14 protein-coding genes are annotated in these 14,376 nt (G+C 69.1%); 6 read left to right on the top strand and 8 right to left on the bottom strand.

The genetic code is table 11. The features are described 5' to 3' along the window. The first annotated feature begins 193 nt into the window (after positions 1-193). Positions 194-1,504 (top strand): LysM peptidoglycan-binding domain-containing protein, encoded by a 1,311-nt coding sequence (locus JRI60_RS08320; RefSeq protein WP_239470411.1) that lies wholly within the window; start codon positions 194-196, stop codon positions 1,502-1,504. Between the two features lie 103 nt (positions 1,505-1,607). Here the strand turns inward: JRI60_RS08320 and JRI60_RS08315 are convergent, their stop codons facing one another. Further along, positions 1,608-2,156, bottom strand: a complete 549-nt coding sequence (locus JRI60_RS08315; protein ID WP_204225315.1) for a pilus assembly protein PilB — start codon at positions 2,154-2,156, stop codon at positions 1,608-1,610. 340 nt (positions 2,157-2,496) lie between these two features. Here JRI60_RS08315 and JRI60_RS08310 point away from each other — a divergent pair, with 340 nt between their 5' ends. Then, positions 2,497-4,428: a S9 family peptidase gene (locus tag JRI60_RS08310; protein ID WP_204225314.1), complete on the top strand. Its 1,932-nt coding sequence runs from the start codon at positions 2,497-2,499 to the stop codon at positions 4,426-4,428. A 16-nt stretch (positions 4,429-4,444) separates the two neighbouring features. Here the strand turns inward: JRI60_RS08310 and JRI60_RS08305 are convergent, their stop codons facing one another. From JRI60_RS08305 to JRI60_RS08295, 3 genes are all read right to left on the bottom strand, one after another. Then, positions 4,445-5,071, bottom strand: a complete 627-nt coding sequence (locus JRI60_RS08305) for a hypothetical protein (protein WP_204225313.1) — start codon at positions 5,069-5,071, stop codon at positions 4,445-4,447. A 28-nt stretch (positions 5,072-5,099) separates the two neighbouring features. Further along, complete coding sequence (locus JRI60_RS08300; RefSeq protein WP_204225312.1) at positions 5,100-5,504, bottom strand: hypothetical protein; 405 nt, start codon at positions 5,502-5,504, stop codon at positions 5,100-5,102. A 175-nt stretch (positions 5,505-5,679) separates the two neighbouring features. Beyond that, on the bottom strand, positions 5,680-6,006 hold the full coding sequence (locus tag JRI60_RS08295; RefSeq protein ID WP_204225311.1) for a hypothetical protein: 327 nt from the start codon (positions 6,004-6,006) through the stop codon (positions 5,680-5,682). A 182-nt stretch (positions 6,007-6,188) separates the two neighbouring features. On the opposite strand from JRI60_RS08295, the gene JRI60_RS08290 reads away from it, so the two are divergent. The 3 genes from JRI60_RS08290 to serA all read left to right on the top strand — a co-directional run bounded on the left by JRI60_RS08290 (position 6,189) and on the right by serA (position 9,745). Further along, positions 6,189-6,566, top strand: a complete 378-nt coding sequence (locus JRI60_RS08290) for an STAS/SEC14 domain-containing protein (protein ID WP_204225310.1) — start codon at positions 6,189-6,191, stop codon at positions 6,564-6,566. A 152-nt stretch (positions 6,567-6,718) separates the two neighbouring features. Then, positions 6,719-8,377, top strand: coding sequence for a trypsin-like serine peptidase (locus tag JRI60_RS08285; protein WP_204225309.1), 1,659 nt, complete (start codon positions 6,719-6,721; stop codon positions 8,375-8,377). Between the two features lie 117 nt (positions 8,378-8,494). Next, a complete protein-coding gene (serA, locus tag JRI60_RS08280) occupies positions 8,495-9,745 on the top strand; it encodes a phosphoglycerate dehydrogenase (protein WP_204225308.1) in 1,251 nt (416 codons plus the stop codon). 27 nt (positions 9,746-9,772) lie between these two features. On the opposite strand, the gene JRI60_RS08275 is transcribed toward serA, so the two are convergent. Together JRI60_RS08275 and JRI60_RS08270 are read right to left on the bottom strand one after the other, a co-directional pair. Next, positions 9,773-10,360, bottom strand: a complete 588-nt coding sequence (locus JRI60_RS08275) for a Uma2 family endonuclease (RefSeq protein ID WP_239470409.1) — start codon at positions 10,358-10,360, stop codon at positions 9,773-9,775. Positions 10,361-10,603: 243 nt separating this feature from the next. Continuing rightward, positions 10,604-12,004 (bottom strand): FAD-binding oxidoreductase, encoded by a 1,401-nt coding sequence (locus JRI60_RS08270; RefSeq protein ID WP_204225307.1) that lies wholly within the window; start codon positions 12,002-12,004, stop codon positions 10,604-10,606. A 183-nt stretch (positions 12,005-12,187) separates the two neighbouring features. Here JRI60_RS08270 and JRI60_RS08265 point away from each other — a divergent pair, with 183 nt between their 5' ends. Further along, complete coding sequence (locus JRI60_RS08265) at positions 12,188-12,964, top strand: hypothetical protein (protein WP_204225306.1); 777 nt, start codon at positions 12,188-12,190, stop codon at positions 12,962-12,964. Positions 12,965-12,967: 3 nt separating this feature from the next. Here the strand turns inward: JRI60_RS08265 and JRI60_RS08260 are convergent, their stop codons facing one another. Both JRI60_RS08260 and JRI60_RS08255 read right to left on the bottom strand, forming a co-directional pair. Continuing rightward, a complete protein-coding gene (locus JRI60_RS08260) occupies positions 12,968-13,447 on the bottom strand; it encodes a hypothetical protein (RefSeq protein WP_204225305.1) in 480 nt (159 codons plus the stop codon). An 8-nt stretch (positions 13,448-13,455) separates the two neighbouring features. Then, positions 13,456-14,376: a hypothetical protein gene (locus JRI60_RS08255; RefSeq protein ID WP_204225304.1), complete on the bottom strand. Its 921-nt coding sequence runs from the start codon at positions 14,374-14,376 to the stop codon at positions 13,456-13,458.

The following is a 14,376-nucleotide window of genomic DNA, read 5'->3' as shown; positions in this document are numbered from 1 at the left end:
GGTCCTTCCATCGCCACCAAAACGACGAACCCTTCCATACCCTTCCCCTGGAGAGAGCCGCCGGACCGGCGCTCGCCTGGTGAGCGGGGAAGAGGCCAGACGGGGACGCTCTCGAAAATCGAGAGGGGGCACGCAACTCAGGGGAGCGGGCGTACGACAATCCACCCCGGACGCCTACTTAAACGAGGACACCATGGCCGTGCACACCATCCGGCAGGGCGACACACTCAGCGCCCTGGCCCGGCAGTACAACACCTCGGTTGACGCACTGGCGAAGGCCAACAACATCCAGGACCCGAACCGCATCATCGCGGGTCAGCGGCTGGTCATCCCGGATGGATTCGACGCCCCCAACCGTCCGGGAGCAGCCAACCCGGCCACATCCTCGGACCGCTTCGAAGCGCGCTCGTACACGGTGCAGCCGGGTGACACGCTCAGTGGAATCGCCGGGCGCTACGGCTCCAGCGTGGGTGCCATCGCCCAGGCCAACGGCATCTCCAACCCCAACCTCATCCAGGTCGGCCAGCGACTCAACATCCCCGGCGCCTCGGGCCCCAGCGCTCCCGCCACCGGCTCGCGCAGCTACACGGTGCAACCGGGCGACACGCTCAGTGGAATCGCCGGGCGCTACGGCACCAGCGTGGGCGCCATCGCCCAGGCCAACGGCATCTCCAACCCCAACCTCATCCAGGTCGGCCAGCGACTCAACATCCCCGGCGCCTCGGGCCCCAGTGCGCCGGCTCCGGCTCCCGCCTCGCGGAGCTACACGGTGCAGCCGGGCGACACGCTCAGCGGCATCGCCGCCCGCTACGGCACCAGCGTGGGTGCCATCGCCCAGGCCAACGGCATCTCCAATCCCAACTTCATCCAGGTCGGCCAGCGGCTCTCCATCCCGGGCGGCTCGGCGCCGTCCACGCCGAGCGGCCCCGTCACCGGGCCGGGGCCCGTGAGGGGCCCGAGCGAGCCGGGCACCGCGGGCGGAGTGAGCGTGCAGCAACTGCGCGCCATCATGCCCAACCTCTCCGAGGCGCGCGCCAACGAGCTCCTGCCGCACCTCAACTCGGCCATGGCCGAGGCCGGCATCAACACCCCGCGGCGGCAGGCGGCCTTCCTCGCGCAGCTGGCGCACGAGAGCGGCCAGTTCCGCTACATGGAGGAGATCGCCTCCGGCGCCGCCTACGAGGGCCGCGCGGACCTGGGCAACACGCAGCCGGGGGATGGCGTGCGCTTCAAGGGCCGGGGTCCCATCCAGCTCACCGGCCGCGCCAACTACCGTGCCGCGGGGCGGGCGCTGGGCATCGACCTGGAGAACAACCCGACGCGCGCCGCCGACCCGGACGTGGGCTTCCGCACCGCGGCCTGGTACTGGAACAACCGCAACCTCAACAGCTACGCGGACGCGGGCAACTTCGACGCCATCACCTACCGCGTGAACGGCGGATACAACGGCAAGGCCAGCCGCGACGCCTACTACGCCCGCGCCCTCCAGGTGCTCGGCGGGTAGTGCCTCACGGACGGACGAAGCCGTCCGAGAGCGTCCGGAGGAAGGCGACGATCGCGCCTTCCTCGTGCTCGGAGGAATCTCTGGGTGGACATGTTCGACGGATTCAGTGCGCGAAGGAGTCGTGGGAGATGCGCAGCCGCACGTTCGCGTCCGCCGAGTCCAGCTCCAGCGAGCGGGGACGCGTGTGGAGGACGCCGTGGCGCCGCAGCACGTCCTCGATGTCATCCGAGAGCGCCAGCACCGGTCGCACCGCGCACCCGGTGGCGAAGGCCATGTCGTCGAGCATGTGCAGGTTGCCCGGCTCACTGGTGGCCACGAAGACGGTGCCACGAACCTCGTCCCGCCACTCGACGCGCAGGGGACAGACGCGCAGCCGCGCGAGCACCCGCGTGGGCACGCAGCGCATCAGTCCCGCGGGAACGCGCTCCAGACCCTCACGGCGGATGAAGGGCACCTGGAGTTGCTGCGCCAACGTGATGAGGAGCTGCTCCGGCGCGAGCAGTCCCAACCGCACCGCGGCCTCCCCCAACCTGCAACGCCACCGACCCTGACAAGCGAGCGCCGCCTCCACCTGCGCCGACGCCAACAGCCCGCTTGCAACCCATTGCTCGCCCAGCCGCATCCGCCGCACGCCCACGACGCCCACCCCCACGCCACACGCCCTGACGAACTACATGCGCTCGGGCGCCCCCCGAACCCACCCCACCACCCGCACCCGCCCGAGCGCTTCCACCCCGACCCCCCGACCTTCCCCAACCCGTACAACCCGCGCCCGCTCCAATGCGCCTCGCGTGCCAGCACGCACCTCATGGATTCCGAGGGGTTGGCCGCACCTCGCCGCCCCGCGGTGCCGGAACGCTGGAAGATTTTCAGGCACCTGGCCGCGGGAAATCGGTCCAGGGGGTGACTCGTACCGTGAAAGCAACCATGCCAACGTGCACCCGCCCGAGCGTCTCCCCCGCTCCGGCGGTTCCTCTTCACACGGAGAATCCATGCAGCTCAGGACCACTCTCTTCCGAGTGCTGGCGGCGGCCACGCTCGTGCCCGCTCTCGCGCTCGCCGCGCCCAAGACCCAGGCCAGGAGCGTCTCGCGGCCCTCGAAGCAGTACACCGTGGAGCAGTTCATCGCGACGACGAAGCTCTCCGAGGCTTCCTTCTCGCCGGATGAGAAGCGCGTCCTCTTCTCCTCCAACCAGAGTGGCATCTTCAACGCGTACACCCTGCCGCTGGAGGGCGGAAAGCCGAAGGCACTCACGCAGTCGAAGACGGACTCCACCTACGCCGTCAGCTTCTTCCCCAAAGACGAGCGCATCCTCTTCACACGCGACCAGGGCGGCAACGAGGCCGACCACCTCTACGTCCGCGCACCGGACGGCAAGGAGCGCGACCTCACGCCCGGCGAGAAGCTGAAGGCCCAGTTCGTCAACTGGAGCGGGGACGACTCCGCCTTCTACGTGCTCACCAACGAGCGCGACGCGCGCTCCTTCGACGTCTACCGCTACGACGCGAAGACGTACGCTCGCACGCTCGTCTACCAGAACGACACCAGCCTCTTCTTCGCGGCCGTGTCGCCCGACGGCAAGTGGCTGGCCTTCGAGAAGACGCGCACCAACTACGATACGGACCTCCACCTCTACAACGTGGAGACGAAGGAGCTGAAGCACATCACCCCGCACCAGGGGGACGTGTTCTTCGAGGCCAGCACGTTCGATCCGGGCTCCACCGCCCTCTACTTCCTCACGGACCAGGGCTCCGAGTTCAAGCGTGTCGCCCGCTACGAGCTGGCCACCGGCAAGGTGGAGGACGTGGAGCGCACCGACTGGGACGTGATGTACACCGCGTTCTCGCGCAAGGGCGGCTACCGCGTCACCGCCATCAACGAGGATGGCCGCACCGTCATCCGCGTGCACGACGTCAAGGCCGGCAAGCCCCTGGCGCTGCCCCAGCTGCCCGCGGGTGACATCACCTCCGTCACCATCTCGGACAGCGAGAAGCGGATGGCCTTCTACCACAATGGCGATCGCTCCCCGTCCAACCTGTACGTCTACGACTTCGGCACGAAGAAGGTCACCCGCCTCACCGACGCGCTGAGCCGGGAGCTGGATCCGGAGGACCTCGTCGAGGCCCAGGTGGTGCGCTTCAAGTCCTTCGACGGGATGGAGATTCCCAACATCCTCTTCAAGCCGCACCAGGCCACGCCCGAGAACAAGGCGCCCGCCATCGTCTGGGTGCACGGCGGCCCCGGGGGCCAGACGCGCAAGGGCTACTCACCCATGCTCCAGTACCTCGTCAACCACGGCTACGTGGTGCTGGGCATCAACAACCGGGGCAGTTCCGGCTACGGGAAGACCTTCTTCACCGCGGATGACCAGAAGCACGGCCGCGAACCGCTGCAGGACTGCATCGAGGCCCGGAAGTACCTGGCCAGCCTGCCCTACGTGGACGCCGAGCGCATCGGCATCGCCGGGGGCAGCTATGGCGGCTACATGGTGCTGGCCGCGCTCGCCTTCCACCCGGACGCCTTCAAGGTGGGCATCGACATCTTCGGCGTCTCCAACTGGCTGCGCACGCTCGAGAGCATCCCGCCCTGGTGGGAGTCGCAGCGCGAGTCCCTCTACAAGGAGATCGGAGACCCGGTGAAGCAGGCGCAGATGCTGCGCGACGTCTCGCCCCTCTTCCACGCGGAGAAGATCTCCAAGCCGCTGCTCGTCCTCCAGGGCGCCAATGATCCGCGCGTCATCAAGCCCGAGTCGGATGAGATCGTCGAGGCGGTGAAGAAGAACGGCGTGCCCGTGGAGTACGTCATCTTCCCGGACGAGGGCCACGGCTTCACCAAGAAGAAGAACGAGGTGGAGGCCTACTCGCGCATGCGCGGCTTCCTGGACTCGCACCTGAAGGCCGCCAAACCCTCCGCGGTGAACTGAGCGGCGGGCCGGGCCCTCACCACAGCAGGCCCAGATTGAGCGTGCCGGAGTAGCGGCCACCCCTGCTGATGGAGAGCTCCGACACGTTGCCCGCGTCTGGGGCGGGCGTCCCGGCGGCGAATCGCTGGTCGAAGAGGACGTTGTAGCTGAGGCGCGCGTCGGCGGTGAGCAGACCGAGGGACGCGCGCACCCCCGCGCCCAGCGGGACGTTGCCCACGAGGTCGTCACCCAGGGCCGGCACGGCCCCTCGGACGTTGTAGCTGCTGAAGCCCAGGCCGCCCATCACGTAGGGCTGTACCCGCGAGGAGAGCAGCCCCACGGAGGCCGCCGCGTAGGCTCCGTTGCGCACCAGGTCCACGCCGCGCGAGCCCGCCACCCGCGTGTCGAGCTCGTTCACCGCGCCCGAGTAGCCTACCTCCAGGCCCACATCCAGGCCGAGGAGCGGCTCCGGCCGGACGCCCACCGACACCCCGTAGGTGACACCGGGAGCGACCAGGGGGGCCAGCACCTGGGTGTAGCCCTCCACGCCGCTGCCCACCATCACGGACCAGTCGTGCAGGTTGGACAGGAGCGACGTCTGGGCCGGAGCGCTCCCCGACAGGAGCGTGAAGACCAGCACCGACGCCGCCCGTCCCCCCTTCATCGACTCTCCCCACCCGGGTGAGCCAGCACTACTGACCCTGGAGCTCGGCCTTCGCCTTCACCTCGCCGGCCTTCTCTCCGGTGAGCACCTCGACCTTGTAGGTCTTCTCGGGGCCCGTGGCCGGCTCGTAGCTGACGCGCACCGGCGTGCCCTCGGAGATGTCGTCGAGGCCCACCAGCCGCCCCTCGCGCTCCATCTTCGTGTCCGGAGTGAGCGCGAACCACGTCGGGGGCGCGGATGGATTGTTCACGGACTTCACGGCGATCATGTTGCCGTCCTTGTCCACGCTGGTCACCAGGCCCTCATCCTTCTGCGAGAGCCCCGGCACCGCGGACTCGACGTCACGCGCCGCCTCCTTCGTCCCCGCGCACCCCGCGCCGCCCAGCACCGCTCCCAGCACCACCACGCCCAGAATCTTCGTTCCCGTCTTCATGTCCCGACCCTCCAGGGCCCGACCTCGAGCGGGCGTGGGCCCTGCTCCAATCCTCTGCGAAGCTAGGGACCCCGCGAGACGTGCGCCAAGAAGGGCCGCTCCCCGAGGCCTGACCGCCCGGTGCGCAGAGCGTGGGGCAGGCGGGCATCCAGGCCTCGGAGCGGACCGGGCGTGCCTAGGCCCTGAGCGGATCCACGCTCTGGGGGCACTGCCAATAGGTGTACTCACACACCTCCGTGGAGGCATCGCACGGCACCTTCATCTCGGTGATGAGCTCACACGGGTGCGTCGGCACTCCGGGCTCCACGCCCGCCGGCACCTGGGTGGGCAGCAGCACCCCGGCGCCACCACCACCGCTGGGACGCTCCACCCGGCGCGACGTCCCACCCCGAGGCTCCTGCTCGCGCCCGGGCGAGGAAGGCTCCCACGGAGTGCACGCCACCGGCAGCAGGGCTGGCGCCGTCCCCAGCACCGCACCCAGCACATACAACTTCGTGTTCATGAAACCTCCTTTCCGGGCTGTGACCGCCCCCACGCGCGTGGCGTCAGGGCTCCGGGTCCAGCCGGCAGGGACGGGACGTAGCAACGAGGTCTGACAGGTGTTTTCGACTCGGGGCCCTCTGGCGTTAGAGTGCGGCGCCACGCGCGGCCCCACCCCGCGCGCCCGGGAACACCGAGCAACACATGCCCTTCCAGATCACCGTCTACGAGGCAGACCGCATCATCGACGTCGTCTACCCCCCGCAGCCCAGCGCGGAGGATGTCACGGACTACCTCAAGCGCATCCGCGAGACGATCATCCGCATGGGCGGCCCGTGGAGCGCGCTGGTGGACCAGGGGAAGCTGCGGGTGATGCCGCCGGAGATGGTGGCCACCATGGCCAGCCTCAACGCCTTCGCGCAGCTGCACGGCATGAAGCGCTCGGCGCGCGTGGTGAGCGATGCCGCCTCCGGACTTCAGGCCTGGCGCATGACGAAGAAGGCCATGCTCACCATCCCCACGCGCACCTTCGAGACGCGCGAGGATGCCCTGGCCTGGCTGCGCAACCCCGACGACGAGTAACACCCGCTCCCACTCCGGGTCATCCTCTTCTTCACGGCCCGTCGAAGTCGGCGCTTCTCCCGCTCCGCCTGCGGCATCATGCCCCGGCCGGCCGCTTGGTCGGCCGACCGCCTTTCCCGTTTCCCGAGAAGGCAAGACAGGAGCGACTCCTCATGCGACATCGCAGGTTCGGGCTTCCGGTACGTCCTCTCCCAGGCATGCTGGCATGCGTCCTCTCGCTGGCGGTGGGCTGCGGCCCGGCGGAGGAGCAGGACGCGCTCGGCACCCGGGAAGGCGCGGTCGTCTACGGCACGGACAACCGGCAGGACGTCCACGCGCACCCGGACGCCACGCTGCGCACGCGCGCGCAGCAGTCCACGGTGGCGCTGATGAAGGCCACGGACTTCGACACGACCGACCCGGACAACGTCACCTTCAACGGCGAGAACCTGGGCGACGCCTACCATCTCTGCCCCACCGAGCGCTTTCTGGGGGATCCGACGTCGGCCTCCTGTTCCGGCACCCTCATCGACGATGACCTGGTGCTCACCGCGGGCCACTGCGTCAGGAGCGACGCGGAGTGCGCCGAGACGCGCTTCGTCTTCAACTACTACCGCCCCTCGGCGGACACGCTGCGGACGGTCACCACCGCGGACATCTTCAACTGCTCGTCCATCGTGGTGCGCCAGCAGGGGACGGTGGGCTCGCAGAACCTGGACTACGCCATCCTCCGGCTGGACCGGGCCGCCACGCCACGCTTCACCCCGGCGCCGGTGCGCACGAGCAACACCGCGCTGGCCAGCGGACAGAACGTGGCCGTCATTGGCTGTGGCAGCGGCATCCCGTTCAAGATCGACTCCGGCGGCGCGGTGCGAGACCCGCGCCCGGCCACCCTGGACTACTTCGTGGCCAACACCGACACCTTCGGCGGCAACTCGGGCTCGGGCGTGTACGAGACGAGCACCTATACGGTGGCGGGCATCCTCGTGCGCGGGGAGACCGACTACGTCTACAACGGCAGCTGCAGCGAGGTGAACGTGTGCGGCGAGACGGCCTGCCGGGGCGAGGACATCACCTACGTCTACCCGGCGCTCCGCCACTTGTGCGCGAGGTCCCCGAGCCCCAGCACGCGGCTATGCGCCGACCTGCCGCCCCCTCCGCCGCCGCCGGCCAACTCGTATTCCTTCAGCGCGAGCAACACCAACAGCGCCCAGCAGAACACGGTGGACAAGGCGCTCGCGCTCACCGCGGGTGACGTGGTGGAGGTGGGCACCTGCGGCCTGGAGGGCGCCTCCGGCACGGGCGACACCTACCTGCGCTTCAACAACCCGGAGGGCACCGAGGTGGCCTCCAACGACGACTCGAGCTCGTGCGGCGCCGGCGCCCGGACCTCCTATTTCAAATACACCGTGCCCTCGACCGGCACCTTCACCCTCCGCGCTGGTTGCTACTCCACGGGAAGCTGCGGCGGCACCGTGGTGTGGAAGGTGACGCCGGCCGGCGGTAGCGTCATCAGCGGCTCGTTCAACTTCAACGCCAGCAACACCAACAGCGCCCAGAAGAACACCGTCAACCACGACGTGACGCTCGCGGCCGGACAGGTCATCCAGCTGGGCACCTGCACGGTGACGGGCGCCTCCGGCACCGGCGACACCTACCTGCGGCTGTACAGCCCGGCGGGGACGAACGTGGTCTCCAACGACGACTCCTGCGGCCAGCTCTCCTACCTCACCTACACGGTGCCGGCGGGCGGGGGCGGCACGTATCAGATCCGCGCTGGTTGCTTCTCCAGCAACAGTTGCAGCGGGACGGTGGCCTACACCGTCCAGTAGCACACCCGGCTGACGGAGCTGGGCGGTCCGGGCCGCTCGCCCTCGTGGCGGGCGGCCCGCTTCTTCCCACAGCCGATGCTTGACAGGCCGGAGGGCGGGATCTAACGCCAGGGGCATATGAGCACGCCCAAGTTCCCGTCGCCTTCCACCCCGGTCACCATCGAAGGTCCCCTGAAGGTCCTGCTGCTCGAGAACATCCACCCGTCCGCCGAGGAGATGCTCAAGGCGGAGGGCTTCTCGGTGGAGCGGCTCAAGGGAGCGTTCAAGCCCGACGAGCTGGAGCAGCGCATCCAAGGCGTCCACCTGCTGGGCATCCGCAGCAAGACGAACGTATGGGAGCCGGCCCTGGCCAAGGCGCCCAACCTGCTGGCGGTGGGGGCCTTCTGCATCGGCACCAACCAGGTGGACCTGAAGGCGGCCAACATTCATGGCGTGCCCGTCTTCAACGCGCCCTTCAGCAACACGCGCAGCGTGGCGGAGCTGGTGATCGCGGAGATCATCATGCTCACCCGCCAGCTCGGGGACCGGAGCCGGGAGGTGCACGCGGGCCAGTGGCGCAAGGTGGCCACGGGCAGCCACGAGGTGCGCGGCAAGACGCTGGGCATCATCGGGTACGGGCACATCGGCTCGCAGCTGGGCGTGCTGGCCGAGTCCATGGGCATGCGCGTCATCTTCTACGACGTGATGACGAAGCTGCCGCTGGGCAACTCGCGCCCCACGGCCACGCTGAACGAGCTGCTGGAGTCGGCGGACTTCGTGACGCTGCACGTGCCGGCCACGCCGTCCACCGAGTGGATGATTGGAGAGCGCGAGCTGGCGAAGATGCGCCAGGGCAGCTACCTCATCAACGCGAGCCGGGGCACGGTGGTGGACATCGCCGCGCTGGCGAAGGCGCTCAAGGCAGGCCACCTGGCGGGGGCCGCGGTGGACGTGTACCCCGAGGAGCCGGAGACCAACAGCGACGGCTTCGTCACCGAACTGCAGGGGCTGCCCAACGTCATCCTCACCCCGCACATCGGCGGCTCCACGGAGGAGGCGCAGGCGTCCATCGGCAAGGAGGTGGCCACCTCGCTCATCAAGTTCGTGAGGAACGGGGCCACCACGGGGGCGGTGAACTTCCCGCAGGTGGAGACGCCGCTGATTCCGAAAACGCACCGCATCCTCAACGTGCACCGCAACACGCCGGGCGTGCTGCGCGACATCAACAAGATCGTCTCGGACCTCAACGCCAACATCCACGCCCAGGTGCTCAGCACCGACTCCAACATCGGCTACCTGGTGATGGACCTGGACCAGGACGTGGCCAACCCGGTGTGCCAGGCCATCGCCGGCCTGCAGACGGACATCAAGACGCGCATCGTGTCCTGACGCGCCTCCCCCTCCGGGCCCGGTCCTTCAACCGGGCTCGGGAGACTCGGAGAACCAGAGGGCCTCCAGCTCCAGCTCGATGGCCTCGAAGGGCTCGGCACGCACGCGGGCGTCACCGCTCGAGGATCCCCGCTCCAGCCATTGACCTTCGTGGAGCCGGAGGACCTCCAGGATACGGAGCACCGGATCCACGAGCCAGACGTACTCCACCCCCTGCTGGGCGTAGATCTGCTTCTTGAGGGTCCGATCGATGCGGGCCGTCGAGGGGGAGAGCACCTCGCAGACCCAATCCGGAGCCAGGGTGAAGCTGGGAACGTTGGAGCGCACGGGCATGCGCGAGCGCCGCCAGCCCGCGAGATCCGGCACCAGCACGTCCTTGCCGAAGTGCAACTCCGGCTCATTGAAGAACCACCAGCCGCCAGGGCCGCCCCGTCCACGCTGGAAGGGGCCAACGAGCTCCGCCCCAAGTGCCAGGCTGGCGGCCGAATGAGGGCTCGCGGGCCGAGGTGACGCGAAGAGCTTCCCACCCAGGATCTCCCCGACCTGGTGTGGAGGAAGGGCGGCGAGCTCCTCGTAGGTGGCTTCCCGATGCGGGGGCTTCTTCTCCTCCGTCATCCCGGCGCGTCCTCTCCAATCCATCGACCCAGGGCTCAGCATCTTTCCTCCGCGCCCGCCACGCCAGTCCTCCAGGAGCCGTGGCGCCCACGAATGCGAAGCAGCGAGCAGAACGGCGGCCTGCTTCCCGGGAGGGAGGCACGTTGTCTCCCATGACACTACTTTTGAAGTCACCTGGAGGCAAGCGAGGCCCGACCCGTGGAGGCTCCCTCTCCCCCTGGGAGAGGGCTGGGGTGAGGGTCTTCAAACCTCGAGGATCTTCCCCGGGTTGAGGATGTTGTTCGGGTCCAGGGCGCGCTTGAGCGTGCGCAACATCTCGATTTCAGCGGGCGAGCGCGAGAAGGACAGGTAGTCCCTCTTGAGCAGGCCGATGCCGTGCTCGGCGGAGATGCTGCCGCCGTGCTTGCGCACCAGCTCGAACATGGTGGGGTCGGCCTGCTTCGTGTGCGCGAGGAACTCGGCCTTCTCCATGCCCTCGGGCTTCATGATGTTGATGTGGAGATTGCCGTCACCGATGTGTCCGAACAGGGCGATCTCCCAGCCCGGGTAGCGCGCGCTGAAGACCGCGTCCAGCTCGGAGCAGAAGGCCTCCAGGTTCGCCACCGGCAGGGACACATCGTTCTTGTGTGGCAGCCCCGTGGCGGACAGGCTCTCGCTGATGCCCTCGCGCAGGGCCCACAGCTCGCTGGCCTGCGAGGGGCTCTGCGCCATGGTGCCGTCCGTCACCAGCCCCTTCTCGAAGAGCGAGCCCAACCAGCCCTCCACCTCGGCGGGGTCCTTCCCCTCGGCCTCCATCAGCACGTAGCAGCCGCTGGGGGCCTCGAAGGGCGAGCGCAGCTTGCGGTGGCGCTGCAGCCGGGCCAGGCACTTGTCGGTGAAGAACTCGTAGGCGCTCAGCAGCAGCGGGGCGCGCCGGGCCTCGCGGAACAGCCGCAGCACGGCGGCCACGTCCGGCACCGCGAAGAGGAACACGTCCTGCTTGCCCGGTAGCGGCGCCAGCTTGAGCGTGGCCTCGGTGATGACACCCAGCGTGCCCTCGCTGCCGATGAAGAGCTGGCGCAGGTCCGTGCCGGTGTTGTTCTTCTCCAGCGCGCCGTTGAGCTCCAGCACCTGGCCCCGGGCCGTCACCACCTGCAGTCCCAGCACCCACTGGCGGGTGAGGCCGTAGCGGATGACCTTCACCCCACCCGCGTTGGTCGCGATGTTGCCGCCCACCTGACTCGAACCCTTGGAGGCGAAGTCCACCGGCCACGTGAGGCCATGCTCGGCGCAGTGGTGGTGCACGGCCTCGGTGATGGCGCCCGCCTGCACACGCACCGTGTTGCCGAGCAGATCCACCGGATCCATCCGGGTCATCCGCCGCAGGGACAGCACCAGCTCGCCCCTGGCGGCCACCGCGCCACCCGCCAAGCCCGTGCGCCCACCGGAGGGCACCACCGCCACCCGGTGCTGGTCGCACAGGGCCAGCAGGCGCGAGACCTCGTCCGTGGTGCGCGGAAAGGCCACCGCCGTGGGGGCCGGTGAATAGACGCGCGTCCAGTCGCGCCCGTACTCCTGGAGCTCGCCCGGCTCTCGGGTGAGGAAATCCGCGGGAAACCCATCCGCGATGGCGCGGAGGAATGCTTCGGGAAGCACGTTGGCCATACGGGGAGCACTAGTGCAGGGGCACGCCCGCCGCAAGCCGACAAGCGGGGAAAGGAGCGCTTTCACCCCCTGGAGCCACGTCCGCGGCCGGACAGACCGGCTTCCACTCCCGGCCGGGCCCCCGCCCCGTGCTTATGCTCCGCCCGGGCCGAGGTGGCACGCCACGGCCCGGGGGGCGGACACATGGAGCTGCGCAAGCCACTGTTCATCACGGTGCTGGTGTTGCTCGGCCTCTGCGTCCTCATCGAGGTGGGCGCCTCCCTCGTGCTGCCCCGCTCCGACGCGCCCTCGGACCTCGCTGCCACCCTGCGCGCCGAGGGTCTCCAGGAAGACGTGAACATGGCGGACGTGAGCAGGCTGCAGGGCGACAATCCGCCCACCCCCGGCCTGGGCATCCCCTACCTGGCGCTCGTCGACGGGCTGGTCCTGCTCACCCTCGGGCTCATGGGCGCCAGCCTCCTCATCCCCGAGCGCGTCCATGGGCAGGTGCAGGGTGTGCTCTCGCTGGTGGGCGCCATCGTGGCCCTGCTCTCGGGCCTCGCCATGCTCTTCGCCGCCATCGGCCTGTTGCTGCTGATGGTGTCCCTCCTCACGGCGGTCCCCTTCGGCACCATCGCCTACCTGGCCATCTGGGGCTTCTTCAACCGGGGCGGTGCCGCCGCCACGCTCGGGCTGCTCATGAGCCTGAAGGTGTCCGCGGGCATCTGCCTGGCGCTCGCCCACCCCCGCTTCATCCAGAACAAGGGGCTGGTGCTCATCTTCCTCACCTCGCTGCTGGCCACCGCCGTCGTCAGCGTCCTGCACGGGTGGGTGCCCCTCATGCTCGTGAGCATCACCGATGCCATCGGTGCCATCGTCGTGGCCATCCTCGGCCTCATCTGGGCCGTGGTGCTGCTCCTCGGCTCGCTCGTCTCCATCTTCCGCGTGCTCAAGCTCAAGCGCGCGCTCACGGCGTCCTGAGCCTCAGCGCAGCCTCACGGGGCACTCACCGCCCATGGGGCTCATGCAGGTCAACGTGAGCGAGGCCCCCTCCTCGTTCACATCCAGGTTCCGCTTCTCGCCCAGGTTCTCGACGGTCACGGGCAGGGCGGGCCCTCCCTTCGGCCTGAGCTCCACCTTCACCCGGCTCCCCGACAGGGGCTCCACCTTCACCGTGCGCACGCGCGTGTCCGCCTTCGCGATATCCACCACACAGGGGCGCGTGGACGACACCCGCACCGTGCCAGCCGACACCACGCAGCCCGTCGCCCGCAGGTCCTCGGCCGACACGGGCTCCGGTTTGACGAACCGCTCGCGCCACCGCCCGAGCTGCTCCTTCGAGAGGGAGGAACCGCTCCCCGAGGAGCCGCTCTGCGCGCCCAGTCCCACGCCCAGCACGTACAGCGCGACGCAGGCGAACACGGCCAGGATGAGGACGATGGTGAGGGGCTTGGGCTGGGGCATGGGAGTCCTCAGGGAACCGGGATCCTGGGAGTCCTACGGATGGGCTCCTCGAGCTCGAGCTCGAGGCGGTGGTCCCTGACGATGGACGGAACCTGACAGGCGCCGTTGATGCAGATCTGTCCCAGGGGGCACCGGGGGCACCGCACCACGGGAGCGCGTCCGCACAGCTGATCCTGGCAGTTCCCGGTGACGCACTGCGAGGAATGGGTGCACTTCTGTCCCATGGGCATGAGGCAGAAGCCCTGGAAGCAGGTCAGCGGAGAGCGGCAGTCATCGTTGCTGTCACAGGTGTCACCGATGGAGACCTGCGCCTCGCACTTGCCCGCCTGGCAGCGGGTGGTCTCACACTGCTCGGGCTTCTCGCAGCCCTGGAAGCCCGCGGCTCCAAGGCACACATTGTCCGCGCCGCAGGTGAGGTTCTCCGCGCACTTCGGCCCCTTCTCCGCGCAGGCCTGCCCGAGCCCGGGCAGCACCTTCTCGCCGCCCCGCGAGGCGAGGACGGCCACCACGCCTCCGATGATGATGACCACTCCGGCCGCGAGCGCGACGAGCCACCAGGGGAAGGGCTTCTTCACCGGCGCGGCGGGCGTCGCCACCGAGAAGGCCACCGTGGGACTCCGGTCGTAGTGCTCGTCCGGATTGGAGATGCTCGCCACCACCAGGCCGAAGCTGTACGAGCCCGGAGGCGTCCCCTTGGGCACGGAGATCCTCACCGGGATGACCGCCGTCCCATCCCGGGAGAAGTCCCGCTCCATCCCTTCCGGGAAGCTCATCCACTCGGCCCGGGCATTGCCGGCCGGCTCCACCGTGGCCCGGGCGAGCACCCCCAGGCCCAGCTTGTTGGAGACGGTGAAGGACACCTCCCCCTGGCCCGAGGCGTCCAGCTGTACCTGGCTCGTGGTGGCGGTGATGTCGAAGGTGCGCGCCAT

The sequence above is a fragment of the Archangium violaceum genome (assembly GCF_016887565.1).
GTDB lineage: Bacteria > Myxococcota > Myxococcia > Myxococcales > Myxococcaceae > Archangium > Archangium violaceum_B.
The sequence above is the reverse complement of the archived record's forward strand: the minus strand, read 5'-3'. Positions and strand labels throughout refer to the sequence as shown.

Excerpts from the sequence above, each read along its gene's own strand:
- JRI60_RS08320 (WP_239470411.1), top strand. The coding sequence starts at position 194 with ATGGCCGTGCACACCATCCGGCAGGGCGACACACTCAGCGCCCTGGCC.
- JRI60_RS08310 (WP_204225314.1), top strand. The coding sequence starts at position 2,497 with ATGCAGCTCAGGACCACTCTCTTCCGAGTGCTGGCGGCGGCCACGCTC.
- JRI60_RS08305 (WP_204225313.1), bottom strand. The coding sequence starts at position 5,071 with ATGAAGGGGGGACGGGCGGCGTCGGTGCTGGTCTTCACGCTCCTGTCG.
- JRI60_RS08300 (WP_204225312.1), bottom strand. The coding sequence starts at position 5,504 with ATGAAGACGGGAACGAAGATTCTGGGCGTGGTGGTGCTGGGAGCGGTG.
- JRI60_RS08295 (WP_204225311.1), bottom strand. The coding sequence starts at position 6,006 with ATGAACACGAAGTTGTATGTGCTGGGTGCGGTGCTGGGGACGGCGCCA.
- JRI60_RS08290 (WP_204225310.1), top strand. The coding sequence starts at position 6,189 with ATGCCCTTCCAGATCACCGTCTACGAGGCAGACCGCATCATCGACGTC.
- JRI60_RS08285 (WP_204225309.1), top strand. The coding sequence starts at position 6,719 with ATGCGACATCGCAGGTTCGGGCTTCCGGTACGTCCTCTCCCAGGCATG.
- serA (WP_204225308.1), top strand. The coding sequence starts at position 8,495 with ATGAGCACGCCCAAGTTCCCGTCGCCTTCCACCCCGGTCACCATCGAA.
- JRI60_RS08275 (WP_239470409.1), bottom strand. The coding sequence starts at position 10,360 with ATGACGGAGGAGAAGAAGCCCCCGCATCGGGAAGCCACCTACGAGGAG.
- JRI60_RS08270 (WP_204225307.1), bottom strand. The coding sequence starts at position 12,004 with ATGGCCAACGTGCTTCCCGAAGCATTCCTCCGCGCCATCGCGGATGGG.
- JRI60_RS08265 (WP_204225306.1), top strand. The coding sequence starts at position 12,188 with ATGGAGCTGCGCAAGCCACTGTTCATCACGGTGCTGGTGTTGCTCGGC.
- JRI60_RS08260 (WP_204225305.1), bottom strand. The coding sequence starts at position 13,447 with ATGCCCCAGCCCAAGCCCCTCACCATCGTCCTCATCCTGGCCGTGTTC.
- JRI60_RS08255 (WP_204225304.1), bottom strand. The coding sequence starts at position 14,376 with ATGGCGCGCACCTTCGACATCACCGCCACCACGAGCCAGGTACAGCTG.